A 22236-nucleotide genomic window follows, 5' to 3' on the forward strand; every position below is an offset into this window, starting at 1 on the left:
CGTGAACGGCTCATTTGCTGTGTTCATCATAGAGCAGCTACAAAGAGAGCGGAAGATATTAGTCAACTTATGAGTCACTTATATATTTCATAGTGTAATGTGAACTATGTATATTGGCCTATTTAACAGATCTCATGAAAAAATATCCTCATAGGCTCTTTCTGTATTGCTCCGGGGTCATGCCCTCGACTTTCTTAAATACCTTTGAAAAATAGGTGCTGTTCTCGTATCCAAGCAGATCTGAAACCTGATAAACCATCTTTCCCTCCGCAAGCAGCTGTTTTGCCCGACGGATTTTCTGCCGGTTCACATACGGGATAAAATTTTCATTCATCACCCGCTTAAAGAACGAGCTGAGATATGGCTCTGACACACCGATGTAGCGCGCAGTATCCGAAAGCTGAATCGGAGATTCCAAGTGCTGTTCAATGTAATTGAGCGCCATTTCAATGATGTCGGACTCTGATTTTTTCTGTCTTGTAAAATACGTACCGGCAAATTGTTTCGTGAATTCTTTCCACCAGACGCGAAGATCCTCAAGATTCGCCATATTTACAATCTTCTGATAGTGTCGTCTGCTGTCTGCAACCTCAAGCTCATCAATCGCCCCGCCAAGCTGCGCTGCCTTGTCCGAGAACCGGCTCAGGATCTCAATCATCAGCCGTTTGATATAGGGTACCGGATAATTTCCCGCCGCCTCAATCTCATCAAAGAGCTCAGAGATATTCTTATTCATATCCTCGAGAGACATTTTCTGGATTGCACGCTCAAGACATTCCATGTACTCTGTCCCGCCGAGAATCTGCTGTTTCTCAAAGGCACATGGTTCTTCAAGATTGACAATCTCCTCCTGGTTTCCGTAGAATCCATATGCCTCAATGCTGTCCGCAAGACGGGTAAAAAATCCGGTCTCGTGATCACGGTTTCTGTATGAGGTAATTCCAATATAGCATCTGTTTGTGATGAAAAGTTCAATCTGTCTCTTGAGTATTTCAACCTCTGCCCGATCTGTCCCCTCACGAATTAAGAGGAGAAGTTTTCCCTCCCACATCAACGCTAGGGTGTGTCTTCCAAGTCCCTGATAATACTGGGCAGCAACCGTCTCAATCAGCTTCATATCCGTCATCTCTTCCGCATACTTCCACACCATATAAAAGCTCAGACAACATCCGCTCTGAAATTCTTCCGGGATATTTCGCACTCTCTTTCGCATCTCGTAGCCGGTCTGGGCAGCGGATTTCTGCTCTGGTACAGATTCTTCCTCGACCTCCATCTCCGGGAACGAGTCTCTCAGATGCTTGAGCGAGGCGAGAAGTTCCTCCTTCGAGAGTCCGAATTTTCGGATGTAATCGACTGCCCCGAGCTTCATCGCTTCCTTCACGGTGTCAAAATCATCGTAACAGCTCACAACGATCGTTTTCACCGGAAGATGGCGACTGCGGATGATTTTTAAGAGTTCCAGACCGCTGATCTCCGGAATATTCAGATCCAGAAACATCAGATCCGGATGTCCATTTTCGATCTGCTGCAGTGCCTCCCTTCCATCGCACGCATCCTCAAGAAGTGTAATTCCAAGTTCCTCCCACGGAAGAAGGGAACGCATTCCGACTCTCGCGAGAAGCTCATCCTCAACAATCAGCGCTTTCATCTTCATCCCCCTTTTCCTCAATCGCCGGAATCCGAAGCGAGACACGAAATCCACTCTCGATCTCTGTGTCGATCGCAAGGCCGTAGCCCTCTCCGAACAACCCGGTCAGTCTCTTGTGAATATTCGGAAGACCGATTCCGGTCAGTCCCCGTTTTCCCGGTTCTTCGCGGTTTAAATCCAATGTCTTTCCTCGAAGTCCCTCACCATTGTCAATCAGGGTCAGCACAATATCCGTGCCCTGCATTTCCCCGCGAAGCGCAATCACACCACACTCCACATGAGACATTCCATGAATAAACGAATTTTCGACAAGCGGCTGGAGACAGAATCTCGGAATCTGGTACTTTCGGATAGTTTCCGGAATCGAGAAAAAAAACTGAACCTTATTTCCAAAACGGATCTGCATGATCTTCACATAGGCATTCAGGATGCGCACTGCATTTCCAATACTCTCCATCTCCGCATCGCTCTTGTATGTCTCACCCAGAAGAACACCAAGCTCCGACAATACATCAGCGACCTCCTCATCCTGATTCATCGAAGCCTTCCAGCGGATTGCATTCAGCGTGTTGAACAGAAAATGCGGATTGATCTGTGCCTTGAGTGCATCGAATCTCGCTTTCTCCTTCATCACAGCTTCCCGTCTCACGTCCTCCATCAGCTTTGCGATTCTGCTCTGCGCGCGGATCATTCCGTTTTCAAGCGCCTGCGTCTCAAGAAAACGATTTTCCTCGAGTGTCAATTTCTTCGGATCGTTCTGCTCAATCCAGTCGACCTGTCTCGCAAAGAAGAGAATCGGATTCGTGATGTATCGGCTGATCATCAGCATAATTGCGACAAGAGCGATTCCCGCACAAATCATGAACAGAATCACGACCACCTGAATCTGCTCGCTCTGTGCAAAAATCTCGTGATAATTTCCGACATAAACAACCTGATTACTGCTCGAGGTCAGATTTGAGGAGAGCACATAGGCATTGTCGATTCTGCCCTGCTTCCCAGATGATTTTCTCCAAACCTCGATCGTCTGCTCCGCGATCTCCGGCGAGAGTTCCTCTGGACCGGAGGTGATGATTCTGCCATTCTGATCACACATGAACACCGTTCCGCTGCGATAAACGGAATCAGACGAGTCCTTCGCCTTTCCAAAAAATACACTCCGCGGAATCCGCACAAGCGCATAGCCGAGCGCATTTCCACGATAGCGCACGAGCGCACGCCCAAAGCTCACATATCTTCGATTATCCTTGTAATCAAAATACGGCGTCATCGCACTGTCCCAGTATGGAATCTGACCACTTTTTTGCATATTCTGATACCAGGCAGTCTCCTGATATTTTTCCGGAATCTCAGCGATCCTTGTGGAACTGATCTTTTTTCCGTCGTTCATCAAAATCATCAGCTCCGCCTCAATACTTCCGAGCGTCGAGACATTCGTGTTGAGGATCATCCCCTCAATCTGCCCGACTGCACGGTTTTTCACATACTCATTTTTTGCATTATAATAATTCTTCAAAAACCGGCTGTTCTCCGTGTAAGTGATCATCGTACTGCTCGCATAATTTGAGAGCAGAATTGCGCTGTCAATCTCCTGAACATTCTGTGCGAACATCATCTGAACCGCTTCCTCAATCCCGGAGTCCGTCTTTTTCTTCAACAAAAAACAAAGGACAGTCAGAGCGAGAAAGAGGGGCACCAGAATGTAAAGCGTCACACTCTGAACCATACTGCGCCAGATGCTCGGCGCAACCTTCCTCTCTCTCATCTCTAACTGTCTCCTGAAACGTCAATGCGAAATAAAGTCAATCCTAAAATACGAATACCTATTAAGGTTTCTATCTATCAATCCGATCCTGTCGATTCTGTTCGATCCATTTTTTCTTATCATCCCTTGACAGCTCCGGCGGACAGACCACCTACGAGATTGTCCTGAACGAAGACGAAGAAGATGATAACCGGAATCAGACTCAGAATAACGGATGCCATCAGCGGACCCCAGTCAGTCGAGTACTCTCCGATGTAATCACGGATGCCGACCTGAACTGTCTTTTTCAAGGTGGAATTGATGAATGTATTTGCATACATGAACTCATCCCAGGACATCAGAAAACAATACAGCGTCGTCGCGGAGATTCCCGGTTTCGCCATTGGAAAAATCACCTTGATAAACGACTGGAATCTGCTGCATCCATCAATCAGCGCTGATTCCTCGATCTCCCACGGAATCTGAAGGAAAAACGTACACATATTCCAGACTGCAAATGGAAGAACGAACGAGCAGTTGATGATAATCAGACCGGTGTGCGTGTCAACCAGTCCCATATTTTTCATGATAACATAGTAGGGAATGGAAAGCAACACGCCCGGAAACATTTTCGTGAACAGGATACTCAGCTTCATCTTCTCTGCTCCGACAATGTTGTAACGACAGAATCCATATGCCGCCATGACTGCCAGAATCATCGAGATCACAGTCACGACAACAGAAATGTACGCGCTGTTTAAAAAGTAGCGCACAAAATTTGACTGAAACAAAACTCGCTTAAAATTGTCAAATGTGACGTATTTCGGTATGATCTGATTCATATCATAGATCTGCTCCGGTGACTTTACGGAAGTCATCAGAACCCAGATAAACGGTAATACCGAGCACAGAGCAATCAAAGATGCCATCACATACAGAAACATCCACTCACCCTTTGTCCGCTTCATCTCTCTACCTCCTGCCTTCCCGATCTGAGGAAATCATCTTTACATAGATCACAGTCAGAATCGCAATCACTATGAAAATCACAACTGAGGTTGCTGCTGCATATCCAAACTTGTGATCTACAAATGCCTGACGATATGCATATGTATACATAATTTCAGTACTGTCAAGCGGGCCTCCCTTTGTCAGAAGCCAGATTGCATTGAAGTTGTTAAAGATGGAAATCAGATTCAAAATAACCGCAACTGCCATCGGCTCCTTGATGTTCGGAAGCGTGATGTAGAGGAAGCGTTTGAGCTTTCCTGCCCCGTCAATCGCTCCGCTCTCATACATATCGTACGATACACCCTGAAGGGCTGCAAGAATAAAGATCATCAGAAACGGCGTGCTCTTCCACACGTTTGCGACGATAACCGCCGGCATCGCGCTCGTGACATTTCCAAGGAAGGAATATCCCTCTTTCAGGATTCCAAGACGAATCAGAATTGCATTGAACACACCAATTTTGGTATCGTAAAGTGCGCTGAACGTCAGTGCACTGATCGCTGCCGGAATCGCCCACGGCAGAAGTGCCATTGTACGGAAGACACCGCGTCCTTTCAGCTTCTCATTGAGGATCAGCGCCACTCCCATCGCAAGTGCAAGCTGGATCACAATGTTTACGAGCGTCCACACGATGGAATTCATCACCGCATTGCGATACTTGGAATTTGCAAACACAACGAGATAATTCTTGATTCCGGCGAATGTCCCGAAATTCGGGGCATTCGCCTTTGTCATGTCATAGTTGAGCAGACTGATCCAGATTCCCTGCAAAAGCGGATAAACGCTGAGAAGCAGGATTGCGAGGATTGCCGGTGCAATCAGCAGATAACCGTGAATATTTCTCTGAAACGAGTACTCATCGGGTCTTCGTTTCGTTGTCTTCTCTCTCATAAAAGCGCCTCTATCATTCTAGTAGTTTTCGTTGACAAAGTCATTCAGCTCTGTTTCAAGCTCATTCAGTGCTTCCTCAGAAGTCTTCTGATCGAAGAACACCTTCTTGAACGCGTCCACAACTTTCTGATCAACAGAAGCGGCATTCTTTACGCGCGGTCTCGGAACTGTGTAGGCAGACTCGTCGATGAATACCTGATACTCCGGATTCATTTCCAGAATCGGGGTGTAATCCACGTCACTTCTTCCAGGAATTCTTCCCTGCTCCGTCATGACATAGTCACATTCCTTGCTGGTTAAGTAGTTTACAAATGCCCATGCAAGATCCGGATTTGCAGTGTTTGCATTGATTGCCATGTTGTATCCGCCAAGGCAGACAGCCTGTACGCTTCCCTTCGGCATCGGAGCAAGACCAAATTCCATATCCGGGTTGCCCTTCTGGATGTTTACATAAGCCCAGTCACCGCAGACAAAGAAGAGACAGTCGTCAGAGACGAACGTCGTGTACGCGGTTGCCCAGTCCGTTGCATCCTTCATTCCTTCCGGGAATGCATGGTACTTCGTGTGAAGACCGGTCCAGAATGAGAATGCCTCTTTTCCGGACTCATTGTTGACGGTTACAACCGGCTTATCTCCACTTGTGTCGATTACATCGTTTCCATTCTCAAAGAAAATGTTAAAGAGTGCATATCCATCGAGACGGGTGGAAATTCCGGAATAGCCCTTTTCCGTTGCAAGCTTGATATCCTCCTCAAGTTCGTCCCAGGTTGTCGGCGCACTGTCCTTTCCGATCTCGGTCAGGATTCTCTTATTGTAATAGAGTCCGGTATTGTTGTAATACCACGGAACGGAATAGTAATTTCCCTCATAGAGTCCTGAGTCGAGCGGTCCCTGAAGATACTTGTTGTCTGATGCCGCGATCTTATCATCAAGCGGCATGATCAGCCCCATCGCTGCTAAATCGATCGGCCATCCTGAGTTATCGAGTGCCACGACATCCGGTCCGGAACCTGCCATCGCGGTCGTCGTGAACTTGCTGATCAGCTCCTGGCCTGCCAGTCCCTCGATTGTGACTTTTGTGCCCGGATTCTGCTCCTCAAATGCCTTTGCCGCTCTCATAATCGCCGGATCATCCATTCCCGTAAACGTGCTGTTCACCATCACCGTAATCTCTCCGGACACGCTTCCGTCCGACTTTTCAGAAGACTCCGATCCGCCATTTTCTGCGGATGACTCAGCGGCTTGCTGCTTTGTCTCCGGGGACGCTGCCGATTTTCCTGCGCTTGCACCCACACAACCGGTCAGTGCACTTGCTGCTGTCAATGCTGCCATTACCAGTGCCAGATGTTTTTTCATACCAACTTTCCTCCTGTCATTTCCGCTCCCGGAATCCGAACTTTCTCATCTCAGATTTTATCTGTTTCAGATTCCGGGAACTTTTTGTTTCCTCCGTTTTTCTATGTGTTTATTATAGAAAAATCTTCTGGCAAAAGGAATGGCGGTTTTTTTTCAATTTTGTCTCGCTTTTATGAATTATTTTCTGTATATAATTTTTTCACCAGTTTTCTGTGTTTCGTGATTAAAATTTAGCCGATCAGCATCTCTGTCAGCACATCTACCCAGCTCTGCGGAAGTTCAAGTCCCGGAAGAGCTGCAAGAATCTCCTCCTTTGTGTAATTTCCTGCAAAGTACTGGTAGACATTTTTCTTCTTCACGATACTTCCCTGAACCCGGTCGAGGAACTCAAAAATTCTCTCATTCAACTCCTCGCGGGATTCTTTTGCGGTGCAATCTTCTGCTCCCGGAAGTGTCACGCTCACACTTCTTCCTGCCTCCAAAAGCTCCGTCGTCAGTGTCAGCGTTCTCCTCTCAGAGTCGTACTCACTCTCCACCGTCTCACTTGAGGAGGTCGGCTCCACCTGTGCAAATCCACGCAGGCGAAGGACATAGCGGCGTTTTTCCGGCACAACAGAGAGATCTCCGGACGGACGGATTGTCACACTGACTGCCTCATCCTTCCAGCTTAAGGAAATCTCTGTTCTCAAACACCTGCCATTCTCATAGTCAAATCCGTCTCCGCTGTCCTCAAACAGCGTGTAGGTATTGTCTTTTCCCGGGAAGACGAGAATCTCAAGCGTCTCTGGATTGTCAATGCTGTTATTCCCGCTATCCGGTGCCATCGGAACAATCGCGCCCGCCTTCGCGAGGACACCCTGGCGCTCAATCGGTCTGCTGATCGTCGCATACCGTCCCTTTGGACCGCCGTGGCTGACTGCACCGTTATCAAAATCGTACCAGTTTCCAGCCGGAATCCAGGACTTCTCCGTCGTGTATCCGGTCTCATGGTCAGTCGGATGAACCATCGGCTGAACAAGAAGCTCCGTTCCAAAGAAATATTCATTCCGGCAGACGTAGCTTCCCTCCTCCATCGGATAGTAATAATAAGCAGGAACAACAACCGGAACCATCTTTTCATGGCACTGAGCATTCATCGTGTAGATGTACGGCAGAAGGCGATGGCGCAGGCGCAGGCTCTCGCGTGCCAGATCGTCATACGGCTTCGGATAACGCCACGGCTCTTTTCCGCAGAACGGGTTGCTGTTGCTGTGAAGGCGGTTGATCGGGGAGAAGACACCAAACTGAATCCAGCGCACATACAGCTCATTGTCCTTGATTCCGTTCATGTGACCGCCGATGTCATGGCTCCACCAGGTGTAACCGACATTCGCTGCCGTCGCAGTGAAATACGGCTGATACTGGAGCGCATTCCACGTCACATGTGTATCGCCCGAGAATCCGATCGGATAGCGATGACTGCCGAGGCCGCTGTAACGGGACAGCATGACTCCGCGCTTTCCGGTTCTCGTCAGATCAAAGTGATGATAGTGGTTCAGCATCCAGATCGGGTCCATCCCCTCGACTGCCGAGATCTTGCCCTGCTGCCAGTCCATCCACCAGAAATCCACACCGTTCTCCTCATTCGGATGATGCAGGAAATGGAAGTAAGCGCGGATAAATTCCTGATTCGTGAAATCAAAGCGCACCGGATATTCCGACTCCGGATCAACTCCCATCGCCTTTGCCATCTCCGGATATGCCTCCTCAAACGCACGTACACCGTCTGCCGGATGCAGATTCAGCGTTACGCGGTAGCCGTGCTCATGAAGCCATGCCATGAAGCCCTCCGGATCCGGGAAACACTCCTTATTCCAGGTGTAGCCCGTCCATCCCTTTCCAAACTTTTCCGGAATGTCGACGAGATGCCAGTCCATATCCATGACAACGACAGAGAACGGTACGTGCTCTCTCTCAAAGCGCTCGAGAAGATCACGGTACGTCTCCTCGGTGTACTTCCAGTAACGGCTCCACCAGTTTCCGAGCACATATTTCGGAAGCATCGGCACAGCACCGGACAGGCGGTAAAAATCATGGATTGCACCAAAATAATCGCGTCCGTATCCGAGGAAATACACATCGACACAGCCTTTCTTTCTCGGCGTTACCCAGCCGTCCTCCTCCATGATCAGAGACTCGCTGTCATCAAAGAACGTGCGTCCGCTCGTATCGCACAGACCCATGCCGAGATCGACATCTCCATCCTCACGGTTTGTCTTGCCCCCCGTCGTCCGCATACGCTCAAGAGGACCGGAACCCACATACCACTCGCCGTCACAACGGTCAAGCGTTCTCGCCGTTCCTTTCAGGTTATGCTCTCTCGCCGGATCACCGTAGTCCGTTCTCCCGTAATACCATCTTCCTCCATAGTTCGTGAATGCATACTTTACATCGATGTAGAGGTGGTTCGGGCTGAACTCCTTCTTATCATAGACAAGATGGAAATATTCGGTATCGATCTCGAGGCAGTTTTCCTGATCCCGCACGGTAAATTCCGGAGTCTCAAAATCACGATTCCACACGATCTGGGTTGGCCGGTCCTCAAATTCTCCGGTCTCCGAGTACTCCATCCTAAGCATCTGGGAAGTCAGCACCGTAAAGCGGTATTTGTCCCCCTGCACCACCGACTCCGGGCGGCATTTTCCATTCAGTTTCAGACAAAATTGTTTCTCCATAATCTTAGTCTTCTCCCTTCTCTTCTTTCATCAGCCTTATCGCTGTTTTTTGCTCTCCCATTGCACTTCCTGTTCATTACACGCTCTGTGTATTTCCCATAAAATTCCCCATAAAAATCTAATCCTATCGTACCACGACTCCTTCAAAAAGTCGCCATTCATTTTTCATTTCACTCTGCACATTTTTCATGTAAAAAAAGATTCTCAAAAAAAATCGGTGAGATCTCTCCCACCGATTTTTCCCATTAAAATTAATGAACCTTGTCGCGAAGCAGTTCCTCGACCGTCAGATACGGTTTTTCATATCCGAGGCGGCTGCAAAGCTGCATCACATACGGCTTCTGGAGACACGCTTTCTTAAGTGCCTCCTCCTGCTCGAAGACTTCCTCCGCTCTTCCGTCCGCAAGCACCGTTCCGTGTGCCATGACGATGACGCGCTCGAAATTCTCTGCGACGAAATCCATGTCGTGGAGAATCGCAATCACGAGCTTTCCGCGCTCGGTCAGGCTGCGGATGATCGAGCCGATGATGCGCCGTCCGCACCAGTCCTGCGCGATTGTCGGCTCATCGAGAATCAGCACATCCGTGTCCATCGCAAGCACAGAGGCGATCGCCGTCATCTTTCGCTCATACATTTCGAGATCATAGGGATTCTCTCCCTCTTTCCCGGAAAGCCCTGTCAGCTTAAGCGCTTTAAGCGCCTCACTCTTTGCACGCTCCGGATCCATTCCGATATTCAGCGGTCCGAACATAACCTCATCGAGAACATTGTACTTGAAAATCTGGTCATCCGGGTTCTGGAACACATATCCGACATTTCCGGCAAGCATCGCGACGGTCTTCCCCGCCATATCCTCCCCGCGGAAATAAATCGTTCCGGACACCGGCTTTAAGAGTCCTTTCAGAAGCTTGACAAGAGTCGTCTTTCCGGCACCGTTCTGACCGATGATCGCGGTCGGACGCCCGTCAAGGCGAAGATTCAGATCCTTGAGAATCGGAACGTTCGCAAGATACGAGAAGTCGAGATGCTCAATCCGAAACATCTCCGTGCTCTTCTTCACAGCCTCCCCGGCGTCTTCGCCCTGTCTTGCGCCTTCACTTCCGGGGTTTCTAAAAACATTCTCTCCGGAACGTTTTGCCTTCATCGCTCCGGCAGCCTCCTCGACCGTCACCGGATACGTGCCATCCGGAAGCGTAACATTCTCGGCCCGGCAGATTCGCGTGAATGCCGGTGCCTGAACACCGTAATCCTCAAGATTTTCCATCGAGAAAATCTTCTGCGGAGTATCAAACGCAATCTGTTTTCCCTCATGCAAGAGCAAAATCCGGCTGCAATATGCCGCAAGTTTCTCGATCTTCTGCTCAATCATCAGGATTGTGATTCCAGACTTTGTCATCTTCTCGACTGCCCGGAATACCTCCTCACTTCCCTCCGGATCAAGCTGGGATGTCGGCTCATCGAGCACCATCACGTCCGGACGCATGACCAGCACACTCGCAATCGCGACGCGCTGCATCTGACCGCCGGACAAGTCAAACGGATTTCGATCCCGGTACTGCCAGATGTCGAGAAGTCTCAATGCCTCCTCGGCACGCCGATGCATCTCCTCTCTCGGCACACCGAGATTCTGCATGCCAAAGGCGACCTCATCATACACCGTGTCCTTTGCGCCCGAGAGCTGGTTAAATGGATTCTGGAACACGAGTCCCACACTTCCGCACATCTGCGCAACCGGAGTATTTCCCGCCTCCCGATCATTGACAAGCACTTTTCCGCCGTAAGCGCCTTTATAAAACTGGGGAACGAGTCCGATGAGTGCCTGGCTCAGTGTGCTCTTTCCTGCACCGTTTTCCCCAATAATTCCGATGAATTCCCCTTTTTCCACGGAAAAGGTGATTCCATCGAGAGCGAGCTTTTCTGCGTGCGGATACTGATACCGCAGATTTTCCACTGTTATCACAGACATTCCACAACCCTCCAAATCACAGCTAACAGAATCAGAATGCCGAGAAGAATCGTGACTTCCCGGTCTCCCTTATGTTTCGGTCTGTCCTGAAGCCAGGTTTTCTTTCGGTTTGCACCGAATCCACGCACCTCAAGCGCAATCGCACGCTCCCTCGTATTGATCAGAGAACTCATGACAACCGGAGAGATCAGCGGAAGAAAGGCTTTCGCACGGGTTTTCAGATTTCCCTCCGTCTCAAGTCCACGGCTGCGCTGTGCATCCATGATCGTGTTCATCGTTCCCATCATCTGCGGGATGATCTGGAAAACAGAGGTGACAATATATCCGAAACGCGGAGAAAATCCACGTTTCTCAAGTTCATCGACAAGTTCCGACGGCTTTGTGGAAAGCACAAAGACCGCAAAAGAGAGAAGCATATTTAAAATATTCAGTCCGATTCTCAGTGCATAGAGAAGACCCTCACGATAGAACTTCAGCGGTCCGATCCGAAACAGCACATTTGTATTTCTCTGGTTGAAAAGTCCATGAATCAGGAAAATTGTCAACAGAATCGTAAAAGAAAATGCAATCAGCGGAACTGTCTTCTTAAGAATCTTTCCACTCGCCAGCACACACAGGCTGACCGCAATCAGAACAGCAAACATCCAAAGCCTGCCTGTGATCAGCGGAATGCTGATCGCAGCGGCAATGTACATCAATTTTGTAAAAGGATGAACCTTCGTCAGGTACGTCCCGTTATCCACAAAAAGGCTTATACTTTTCATTTTTGATTTCCTAAATTTTTAATCTCATCTTTCATAGCAGGCGAAAAAAAGGTTCGCCTGCTATCCACACTTTCAGTTTTAGTCCGTTCTCATCTAATCTAGTCTGGTCTAATTTTTAGTCTAATTTCTTGATCTCGGAATCTGCCTCGTACAGGTTCGTCAGCTTCTTCGGAAGTCCCTTTAAAATAAAGAACACAACGATCAGAGTGATCAGCTTGTCCGGTACATCCACAACAACCTCATCAAGCAGGGAACCGAGCATAACCGGCATCTTTGCCGCCTGGGTTGCAGCGAACACGGCATCGCCCCATACATTTCCGGTGGTACCGCCCCAGAAAATCACGTTCAGCGGAGTGGAGATCGCAACTGCGGTCAGACCTGCCACACAGGCGGTCAGGATTGCCTTCGGAAACGTCTTCATAAATCCGAGACGCGCCATGATTCCGACTGCGACACCGATTCCCAGACTTGTGAGCGCATAAACTAATGTAATGTTATCACCAGCCGAAAAACCGTAAATCAGGTTATTCGCTGCACCGCAGATCGCACCGATCAGCGGTCCGCCAAGACAGCCTCCGATACAGGTTCCAATGGAATCAAGCCACAGCGGCAGTTTCAGCACACTTGCAAACAACTTTCCCAGATAGTTGATTCCGATGCACGCCGGAATCAGTACGATTGTAACCGCATCAAATTTCGTCTTAAACAGATTGTTCATATTCACCCGTCCCTTCCCATTTTTGCATGTTGATTTCTTACTCTTACTTACACTTACCCACTACTTGCCTATCTGTTAATTAGGGGCGTTTATCATGTTCCAGACACTCAAACGCTCCAAATGCCGTGAGGATCTCATGCTCCTCGCCGAGCGCAGTCAGCTTTTCCCCATCTGCATAACGCCCGATGTCCTCTGCGACATCGCTCTTGCACCCGGCAACCACATTCAGAATCGACGCCGTCTTCACGCCCCGGATTCTTCCGGTCACATACAGCGGCGCAGTCTCCATATCGGAAGACATCACCCCTCGACGTGCCCACTCTTCATAGATCTGCGGATTCTCATCGCGGTACAGACAGTCATGGCTTCTTCCGATTCCCATATGCCAGGAAAATCCCTGCTTTGCCGCACTCTCTCTGCATGCGAGGAGCAGTTCAAAATCTGCGACTGCCGGATAGCTAAGCGGCGCGTACCCGAGAGAAGTTCCCTCATCCCGCACTGCCGCCTCCACAAGCACCAGATCCCCAACTTTTGCCTCTGGCTGGAGTGCTCCACAGCTTCCGATTCGAATTGCCGCCCGGACTCCGGTTTTCTTCAGCTCCTCCAGCGCAATCGCTGTGGATGGGCCGCCCATACCGGTCGACATCACAAGAACCGGGATTCCGTGCCAGGTTCCGCGGTAGCTCTTGTACTCCCGGTTAAACGCGAGAAATTCCGGATTTTCCAGATATCTCGACGCGCGCTCCGCACGTGCAGGATCTCCCGGCAGAACTGCATAGGCAATGCCGAGATCCTCCGGAATCTGGATATGTGGCATACGCTTTTCTGTCTCCGTGTTCCCCATGTTTCATTCCCCCTTTCTGCTTCTATTCATGTTTTGGAAAGTTTTTTGATTTTCTGAATTATTACCCAAACTTTTCCCAAAATATAGAAACAATTTACGTTTACGATAGCATTGTATCTGAAAAAAGTCAATGAAAAGGCGGGTTTTTGATTCTGTATTGTTATTATTTTAACGAGTTTTATTTTTCTCCTTGTCAGCCCCATTTTCTCCCCTTATACTTATTTTCAGAAGATTGTGTTTCGTGTAATTTTTTGTGTAACGGAGTGTGTCTCAAATATCTATTCTGGAGGGATTTTTATGGAAAAAAATACAGATCTTTTTCTTGTCATTGATATGCAAAACGTGTATACAAAAGGGCAGGAATGGGCATGCGAGGGCGTGGATTCTGCAACCGAGGCGATTCTGCGCGTTTTGAACGCGGGTGTCTGCCCGAATGTTCTCTTCACCCGCTACCTCGCTCCTGAATATCCTGTCGGAGTCTGGAAAGAGTACAACAAAGTCAATGCCAAGGTCAACGCAGATCCATTTGCAAATGAGGTGATCGCAGATTTTCTCCCGTGGACAACGAAATATCCGCTTCTGACAAAGAGCGTCTATTCCTCATTTGCAATTCCAGAGGTAAAGGAGATGGCTCACCATGCCAGAAATGTCGTCATCTCCGGTGTCGTCGCCGAGTGCTGTGTCCTCTCTACGGTCCTGTCCGCAATCGATGAGGGATGCAAGGTGATTTATCTGACCGATGGCGTTGCGGGTCTGAGTCAGGAGTCAAAACAGGAAGCCGAAAAGATCATCTCCTACTTTGCACCGCTTCACACCGAACTCATGACCGCTGATGAGTATATCCGCAAATATCGCTGACAGCCAAAAAGAGATCGAAGAACAAAAACACGGAAATTTTTCTGCTCTTCGATCTCTTTTCTATTCCAATCCTGTTATCTGTTTATTTCTGTTTGTCTGATTTGTCTAACAAACAACTCGACTAAATGCCGTTATTTCCCGCTCTTCTGTGTCTCCATCCACTCTTTGAGTTTTTCTGTCACAGCTCTCGCAAGGTGATGATCTGATCCGGATGCTGTCACACCTGCGACAAGACTTCCCTCTCTCGCAATTCCCGGGAAGTAGAAATCGCACTGTTCTTTATCTCCGGCATTGTTCACAAGAATACCTTTTTCTTTTCCCTGTTTTGCAATTCTGGTGTTCAGAGCGGCATCGTCCGTCGCAGCAAGCGCAATCTTTCTGCCTTCTAAATCAGCCAATGCAAAGGGGCGATGTTTCCAGATAATCTTGCCCTCAGTCTCGAGCTGTCTCATCGCACCGCAGCCCTCCGGCGCAATCACGGTGACCTCAGCACCAAATTCTACAAGCACAGCCGCACGGCGCGCCGCGATTTTTCCTGCGCCGACAATCAGCACATCCGCCCCGTTCAGATTGAAGAACAGCGGGAAATATGCCATCTGAGCTTCATCCTGTGCATCCATCTCATTTTCCTGCTCGCCCTGTTCTTTCGTCTCTTCCGCTTCTGCCTGCTCACTCTGCTCGCGGATCGCTTCCCGGTAGAGTTCACTGTCCTTGACTACACGATCTGCCTTGATTTTCTCGACCGGAGCATAGTGCTGCTCTTCGGTATCCGCAAGAATCACGGATGCAATGCCGGACGCCGTGTACTCGACAGCATCTGCATAGACCGGAAGCCCCATCTCGCGCACCGTCTTTGTCGTGTACGGCCCGATCGAGATGATTTTCGCCTCAAATTCTTTTTCCTCGAGCATATTGCAGAGTGCCCGTGCCGCCGAACTGCTCGCAACAGCCACATAGTCAACCTGATGGATGATGCGGTTGAGCTCCTCTTTTCTTCTTGTGTCGACCCAGGTCTCATAGAGCGGAACATCCGCAAAATCGACACCGGCTTCTTTCAGCTTTCTCGGCAGAACCTCGGAACCTTCTTTTGCGCGCATCAGAAGGACTCTCTCGCCCTCTTTCAGCGTCGGAATCCATTCCCTTGCCAGATCTGTGCCGGAGAAATTCTCCGGAACAAAATCACAGCGGAATCCGTGTTCTTTCAGAGCTGCCTCCGTCTTTCTTCCGATCGCCGCAAATTTTAAATGCATCAGGCAGCGGAGATCCCTGTCTGCACGTCGCATCGCCTCAAAGAAGAGATCCACTCCATTGCTGCTCGTAAATACAAGCCACTGGTAGGTGTCAAGACTGTCAAGTGCCTGGCGAACTTCCGCATTATCGAGAAGACGGCTCTCAATCAGGCTGACTGCTATCGTCTCCGCTCCGAGCGGACGAAGCTCCTCCTCGAGTTCCTGTGAAATGTAGCGCGTTCCGGTCACAAGGACACGCGTTCCGGCAAGCGGACGTCCCGCGCCAAACCATGAGAGTTTCTTCTCAAGACCGACGACCGGTCCGACCACCGTGATCGCCGGGGTCTGGATTCCGCAGCGTTTTGCCTCCTCCTCAATGTGAGCGAGATCAGACACAGCCATCTTCTGATTTGCGGTCGTTCCGTTCTGGATGACTGCCGCCGGAGTATCGGCCGCTTTTCCGCCCTCGATCAGACGTCTGGAAATCTCCCCGAGATGGCGCAGTCCCATCAGAAAGACGAGAGTTCCCTCCTCCTTTGCCAGAATCTCATAATTTAAAGACTCCTGCGTTTTTCCGACTCCTTCATGTCCGGTAATCACATGGAATGAGGAAGCGAGCTTGCGGTGAGTCACCGGAATTCCGGCATACGCCGGCACACTGTAAGAGGAGGAGATTCCCGGAACCACCTCAAACGGGATTCCATGTCTCGTCAGCTCAAGCGCTTCCTCCCCGCCACGTCCGAAAATATACGGGTCTCCACCTTTCAGCCGGACAACGGACTTGCCCGTCATTGCAAGCTGCACGAGGAGCTGGCTGATCTCCTCCTGTTTCATTGAGTGCTGACCGGAACGTTTTCCTGCATAGATCAGCTCCGCGTCAAGTCGCGCCTCATTGAGAATCGAACCGGAAATCAGGTTGTCATAGACAATCACATCGGCATTGCGCACGCACTCCAGACCTTTTCTTGTGAAGAGTCCTGCATCCCCCGGGCCTGCACCGACGAGATAAACCGGACGGAAACGCACCTGAATCGCAAGGCTGTCCGCAAGTTTTTCCGCAATCTCGAGTCCACCCTCAAGACCCTCGTCACTCGTCGCGCTCTCCGGAAGCTCCACTGCACCTCTGCGGAATACCGGATGCACGCCGTCTCTCGCATACATAACTGTCATCACAAGTTTATTGTCTTCTTCACGGCAGTATGCCCCACACGGCGCATTGCAGCTTCCGCCGAGAATCGTCAGAAATTCTCTCTCCGCGCGAAGCTGTATCGCTGCCTCCGGGGAATGAAGTGCCTCCATGATCTCCCCGAGTTCGCCCTCACGGATCTCCAGCGCAAGGATTCCCTGACCTGCCGCCGGAATAAAGAGTTCCTTATCGAGATATTCCAGATGCAGACCTTCCGGATTCTGAAGTCCGAGGCGCTCAAGTCCCGCTGCCGCGAGAAGAATTCCGTCGTACTCGCCATTCTTAAGTTTTTCCAGACGCGTCTGGACATTTCCTCTGAGCATTTTCGTAAATACCTGCGGATTCAGACTGCGGATCTCGATCTGGCGGCGCAGACTGCTCGTTCCGATCACACTTCCGGCTGGAAGCTCTCTTGCCGGAATCCCACTTCTCGTCACAAGCACATCCGATGCCTCCGCGCGCGAGAGCACAGCTCCCATCGCCAGACCCTTCGGAAATTCCATCGGCATATCTTTCGCACAGTGAACGGCAAGATCAATCTCATTTCTGAGCAGTGCCTCTTCCAGTTCTTTCGTAAATACACCCTTTCCGCCAAAGCTCGTCAGTGAGCGATCGAGAATCTTGTCTCCCTTTGTGCTCATCGGAATGACTTCGATCTCCAGGTCCGGAAAACGATCCTCCAACATTTGCTTTACCATCTCCGTCTGTACCATTGCCAGACGGCTTTTTCTTGTCCCAATACGAAGTTTCATACGCTTACTTACCAATCCTCTCATTCCCGTGATTTTTCAGGCAGATTTGCACTGCCCGCAACACCCAACTTCCCCAGATTACATTTTTATTTGTTACTTTTATTCTAATGTCCGATTATCGGACATTTAAGCAGGTTTATCTCTTATCCCTTCATATACAAAACGCTACGGAAGCCTGCACTGCCGGTTTCCCGGTCTGGCGGACTACCGCAGCGTTTGTCTTTTTATTATTGATTGAAGTTTAGAAAATTCTTGCACATATATGGTAGCGCAACACGTTTTCTTATTTTTTCTTATTCCAGCAGTCCGAGATGCTCCATCGCATACCAGATTCCATCCTGCTCTACCGTCTTTGTGCAGAAGCTCGCATACGGTTCCAGCTGCGGGCTGTGTTTTCCCATCATGATCGCATTTGGGACGTGCTCAAACATCGAGAGATCATTGGTGCTGTCTCCGAACACGTAGGCATCTTCAAGCGTCAGACCATAGGCCTCGAGAATACGGTCAATCGCATTCGCCTTGGAGTGTCCTGCCGGCACACACTCATAGAACCCATTTCCGCGGTCAATCACATCGATGTCCAGACCAAGCTTCCGGAAAAATCCTGCCCGGTCACTCTTCTCATCCGCGAGCACGCAGAATTTCTCCACATCCCCACAGGACTCGCTCCAGTCCATCGAGCGGAGTGCAAAATGAATGCTTTTGCGAATCCGCCGTCCCTCCGCAAAGCGGGAATCGGGACTCGGCACATAACAGCCATCTTTGCCTTCCATAAGTCCGTCCATGTCAGCATCCTCAATCGCCTGACAGATCATCCGGCGCTGCTCTTCTGGCATAACCCGGTGATACAGTGGCTTCCCGTCCACCTCGATGTAAGTTCCGCATCCACACAGCCAGCCATCCGGCTCCACCATCTGCATAATCTTTCCGAGCTCACTGTAAGAGCGCCCGGTGTTGACAAAAACCAGATTTCCGCAGGCGCGGGTGCGCCGGAGCGCTTCCTTCGCACTCTCCGGCACCTCTCTCGTCACTTCGCTCATCAGCGTCCCGTCAATATCAAAAAACAGTGCTTTTTTGCTCATTTCATTTTATTTCCGTTTTGTTTTTGTTTAATTGCCTTATTCCTTTATTGCCTTATGCTTTATGTCTTATACCTTATCAAGTTTTCGTCCGTGTTTATTTTACAACTGCATTATCCTTGATAAAGTCGATTACCTTGTACATCATTGCAGTCTGGTTTACCGCATCCTCGCCGTAGCTCTGCTCAAGAGTTGCAACATCCATGCCGTACTGGTTTGCAAGTGCCTCTCTATCCGCATCCTCTACCTCAAGACCCTCTTTCTCAGCGATTGCCTCTGCCATCAGCTGCTGTTTGATTGCATCCTCAGCTGCTGTCTTCAGTTTTTCCTTGAACTCATCCTCGGTCATACCGTACAGAGTTGCGTAGTTTTCCAGAGTCATTCCGTAAGCCTGCATCATGCTCTCATAGTAGTTGAGCTGGTTGTTGTACTGCTGATCCACAGCTGCCTCGTTCAGGTCAAACTCACAGTCATTCATCGCTGCCATAAATGCATCTTCCTCGACCTGCTGGTCTGCTGCCTGCTCTTTCTGCTGCTGAAGATCTGCAAGTGTGTCTGCACGGAACTCATCCACAGTCTTGAAGTCTGATACCCGCTGAACGAAATTGTCATCGAGAACCGCATCCTTCTTCTCCTCGATTGCATTCACCGTCACATCAAACACAACTGCCTGACCTGCCAGATCTGAATTACCGTAATCCTCCGGGAAAGTCAGATTCAGGCTGAGTTCCTGGCCAACAGATGCGCCAACCAGACCATCCTCAAATCCGTCAATGAAAGTTCCGGAACCAAGCTCCAGCTTGTATCCCTGTGCGGTGCCACCGTCAAATGCAACACCGTCTTTCATTCCCACATAGTCAATGTCAACCGTATCACCGTTCTGAGCCGGACGGTCCGTGATCTCCACATACTCCGGATTTGCGTCGAGCACGCTCTGAATCTTCTGCTCCACTTCCTCGTCCGTCACCTCAGTGGACTCGCGCTTTACTTCCACGCCCTTATACTGACCAAGCTTTGTCACTTCGCCTTTATCCTTGATCTCTGCCTCAGTTTCAGTGGAAGCACTGCTGTCAGACTCCGTTGCCGTCGTCTCCTTTGCCGTATCATTCTTTTTAGAACAGCCCGCTGCCAGCATTGCAACTGCCAGACCGCAGAGCACCAGTTTTACATGTTTTCTCATGATCATTCTGCCCTTTTCTTCGTTAAAAAAATTACACATTCAGAATATGTGCCTTTCAAGTATAGCATATCCGTCCGAATTTAAAAAGCGATTTGCCCGAATTCATAAATTATTCAGAATCGGGAAAATCTGGTTCCTCAAAATGTTCTCTCACCACTTTTCCACAAATCGTTTTTCTTATACTTTTCCACAAAACAAGGGCGGGAAGGATATCAACCATCTTATTGATATCCTTCCCGCCCCGTTATACCTAAACTCGCTATACTTAAGCTCGTTATGCTCAAATCAATGCTTGCAAAGCAGCATATAATTCTGAGCGAGCCTTATTGCAACCTACATTTACACGATCTCTTATTTGTAGAATGCCTTAAATGCCTTATAGGTATTGTAAATATCGAGCTTTGCTGCCAGCTCAAACGGTGCGTGCATCGATACAATCGGCACACCGAGATCGACTACATCAATGTCGAGATGTGCAATGTATTTTGCGATGGTGCCGCCGCCGCCTGCATCGACTGCGCCGAGCTCGCCGGTCTGCCAGTAAACGCCGTTCTCTTCCATGATCCGGATGACTTTTGCCATCGTCTCTGCACTTGCATCATTGGAGGAGGACTTGCCTCTTGCGCCGGTGTACTTCGTCAGCACACAGCCCTTGTTGATGTAGCTTGCGTTGTTTGCCTCAAATACGTCGGAGAATGTCGGATCGTAAGCTGCATTTACGTCAGAAGACAGACACAGAGAGCGGGTGAAAACGTCTCTGACCGGAACACCTGCCATGTCTGCAAGTCTCTCCACATAGTGCTTGAAATAATCGGAATTCATTCCGGTATTTCCCTCAGAACCGATCTCCTCCTTATCGGAGAGAATCGTCACAGTTGTGTACTCCGGTTCTTTTGTCTCGATCTCTGCCATCAGAGCCGTGTATCCGCACACCTTATCATCCTGTCCGTAAGCACCGACAAGGCTTCTGTCAAGACCGACGTCAACTGCCTTCTGTGCCGGAACCATCTCGATCTCCGCGCGGAAGAAATCTGCCTCCGTGATGCCGTATTTTTCATTCAGAAGCTTGAGTGCGAGCAGTTTTACCGGCTCTTTCACCTTGTCATCTACAAACGGAATCGATCCGACAATGACATTGAGTTCCTCGCCGCGAAGTCCTTCTGACAACTTGCGCTCATTCTGCTTTGCTGCCAGATGCGGAAGCAGGTCGCTGACGCAGAATACCGGATCGCCCTCTTCCTCGCCGATGCAGACAGTCACTTCCTCACCATTCTTCTTTACAACAACGCCGTGCATGGCAAGCGGAGTTGTTCCCCACTGGTACTTACGGATTCCGCCATAGTAATGGGTCTTAAAATAAGCAATATCGCTCTTCTCATAAAGCGGATTCGGCTTTAAGTCAAGACGCGGAGAGTCGATGTGAGCCACATTGATGCGGACACCATCGCTGACCGGACGTTTTCCAAATGTCGTCATCAGAATTGCCTTTTTGCGGTTCACATAGTAAACCTTGTCGCCCGGTGCATAGGACTTCTTCTCATCAAGTTCCTCATATCCAGCCTCTTTGAGCAGCTTCAGCGCGCCGATCACACACTCGCGCTCCGTCTTTCCTGCATTCAAAAATGCCTTATATCCCTCGCAGAACGCATCTGCCTCCTCATTCTGCTCCGGTGCCTCCTTGCCGATGTGCGGGAATTTCCAGGTCAGTTCCTCCTCAAGCAACTGTCCGGCACTCTTCTCTTTTTCCATCTCTGCCATGATATAGACTCCTTTTCTCTGTATCTAAAATATTTTTCTCAAATCTTTGGTTTATAACTCCCTGCTGTCAAGCATCAGCGTAAACGGACCGTCATTGAGCAGTTCCACCTTCATATCGGCTCCGAACTGCCCGTGCTGAACCGTCTGCACATGAGTCTCACAGCGCTTCATGAAATACTCATAAAGGCGGTTTGCCTTTTCTGGATTTCCCGCCTTCACAAAACTCGGGCGATTGCCTTTTTTGCAGTCCGCATACAACGTAAACTGGCTGACTACGAGAATCTCCCCGCCGACATCAGCGAGTGAGAGATTCGTCTTTCCATTTTCATCTTCAAAAATTCTCAGACGGCAGATCTTGTCCGCCATCTTGTCTGCGATGGCTTCGTCATCTTCCTCTGCCACACCAAGCAAGATCAGAAATCCCTTTCCGATCTCTCCGATTGTCTGACCATCCACTTTTACACTGGCATGGGTCACACGCTGTACGACTGTACGCATCTTTTTTCTCTTTTCTTTTCGTTTTTATCGTTCTGTTTT

Annotated in this window: 16 protein-coding genes; 1 reads left to right on the top strand and 15 read right to left on the bottom strand. The window is 49.5% G+C overall.

Going from position 1 to position 22236, the window contains the following annotated elements; translation table 11 throughout:
* Positions 1–148: 148 nt before the first annotated feature.
* From ACR0QE_RS01770 to ACR0QE_RS01815, 10 genes are all read right to left on the bottom strand, one after another.
* Positions 149–1654, bottom strand: coding sequence for a response regulator transcription factor (locus ACR0QE_RS01770; protein WP_432626669.1), 1506 nt, complete (start codon positions 1652–1654; stop codon positions 149–151).
* Positions 1629–3413 (bottom strand): cache domain-containing sensor histidine kinase, encoded by a 1785-nt coding sequence (locus ACR0QE_RS01775; RefSeq protein WP_432626670.1) that lies wholly within the window; start codon positions 3411–3413, stop codon positions 1629–1631. Before ACR0QE_RS01775 ends, ACR0QE_RS01770 begins: the two co-directional genes overlap by 26 nt.
* A gap of 119 nt (positions 3414–3532) precedes the next feature.
* Entirely contained in the window at positions 3533–4360 is an 828-nt protein-coding gene (locus ACR0QE_RS01780; RefSeq protein ID WP_432626671.1) for a carbohydrate ABC transporter permease, read from the bottom strand.
* Positions 4361–4364: 4 nt separating this feature from the next.
* Positions 4365–5294 carry a carbohydrate ABC transporter permease gene (locus ACR0QE_RS01785; RefSeq protein ID WP_432626672.1) on the bottom strand — a complete coding sequence of 310 codons (930 nt, stop codon included), beginning with the start codon at positions 5292–5294 and terminating at the stop codon, positions 4365–4367.
* 18 nt (positions 5295–5312) lie between these two features.
* The gene (locus tag ACR0QE_RS01790; RefSeq protein WP_432626673.1) at positions 5313–6650 is read right to left on the bottom strand and encodes an ABC transporter substrate-binding protein; all 1338 of its coding nucleotides are present in this window, start codon (positions 6648–6650) and stop codon (positions 5313–5315) included.
* A gap of 230 nt (positions 6651–6880) precedes the next feature.
* Positions 6881–9364 carry a TIM-barrel domain-containing protein gene (locus ACR0QE_RS01795; RefSeq protein WP_432626674.1) on the bottom strand — a complete coding sequence of 828 codons (2484 nt, stop codon included), beginning with the start codon at positions 9362–9364 and terminating at the stop codon, positions 6881–6883.
* 251 nt (positions 9365–9615) lie between these two features.
* A complete protein-coding gene (locus tag ACR0QE_RS01800; RefSeq protein WP_432626675.1) occupies positions 9616–11331 on the bottom strand; it encodes an ABC transporter ATP-binding protein in 1716 nt (571 codons plus the stop codon).
* Positions 11322–12095 carry an energy-coupling factor transporter transmembrane component T family protein gene (locus ACR0QE_RS01805; RefSeq protein ID WP_432626676.1) on the bottom strand — a complete coding sequence of 258 codons (774 nt, stop codon included), beginning with the start codon at positions 12093–12095 and terminating at the stop codon, positions 11322–11324. Before ACR0QE_RS01805 ends, ACR0QE_RS01800 begins: the two co-directional genes overlap by 10 nt.
* Before the next feature lie 115 nt (positions 12096–12210).
* Positions 12211–12813, bottom strand: coding sequence for an ECF transporter S component (locus tag ACR0QE_RS01810; RefSeq protein WP_432626725.1), 603 nt, complete (start codon positions 12811–12813; stop codon positions 12211–12213).
* Positions 12814–12892: 79 nt separating this feature from the next.
* A complete protein-coding gene (locus ACR0QE_RS01815) occupies positions 12893–13657 on the bottom strand; it encodes a nucleoside phosphorylase (protein ID WP_432626677.1) in 765 nt (254 codons plus the stop codon).
* Between the two features lie 297 nt (positions 13658–13954).
* Here ACR0QE_RS01815 and ACR0QE_RS01820 point away from each other — a divergent pair, with 297 nt between their 5' ends.
* Positions 13955–14515, top strand: a complete 561-nt coding sequence (locus ACR0QE_RS01820) for a cysteine hydrolase family protein (RefSeq protein ID WP_432626678.1) — start codon at positions 13955–13957, stop codon at positions 14513–14515.
* A gap of 131 nt (positions 14516–14646) precedes the next feature.
* Here the strand turns inward: ACR0QE_RS01820 and hemC are convergent, their stop codons facing one another.
* The 5 genes from hemC to dtd all read right to left on the bottom strand — a co-directional run bounded on the left by hemC (position 14647) and on the right by dtd (position 22197).
* Positions 14647–17682 carry a hydroxymethylbilane synthase gene (hemC, locus tag ACR0QE_RS01825; protein WP_432626679.1) on the bottom strand — a complete coding sequence of 1012 codons (3036 nt, stop codon included), beginning with the start codon at positions 17680–17682 and terminating at the stop codon, positions 14647–14649.
* A gap of 293 nt (positions 17683–17975) precedes the next feature.
* Complete coding sequence (locus ACR0QE_RS01830) at positions 17976–18764, bottom strand: HAD-IIB family hydrolase (RefSeq protein ID WP_432626680.1); 789 nt, start codon at positions 18762–18764, stop codon at positions 17976–17978.
* Positions 18765–18858: 94 nt separating this feature from the next.
* The gene (gene tig, locus ACR0QE_RS01835; RefSeq protein ID WP_432626681.1) at positions 18859–19941 is read right to left on the bottom strand and encodes a trigger factor; all 1083 of its coding nucleotides are present in this window, start codon (positions 19939–19941) and stop codon (positions 18859–18861) included.
* Positions 19942–20292: 351 nt separating this feature from the next.
* The gene (locus ACR0QE_RS01840; RefSeq protein ID WP_432626682.1) at positions 20293–21699 is read right to left on the bottom strand and encodes an aminopeptidase; all 1407 of its coding nucleotides are present in this window, start codon (positions 21697–21699) and stop codon (positions 20293–20295) included.
* Between the two features lie 51 nt (positions 21700–21750).
* Complete coding sequence (dtd, locus tag ACR0QE_RS01845) at positions 21751–22197, bottom strand: D-aminoacyl-tRNA deacylase (protein WP_432626683.1); 447 nt, start codon at positions 22195–22197, stop codon at positions 21751–21753.
* Positions 22198–22236: the final 39 nt, after the last annotated feature.

This window comes from Brotaphodocola sp. (genome assembly GCF_050873065.1).
In the GTDB taxonomy this organism is placed as follows: Bacteria; Bacillota; Clostridia; order Lachnospirales; family Lachnospiraceae; genus Brotaphodocola.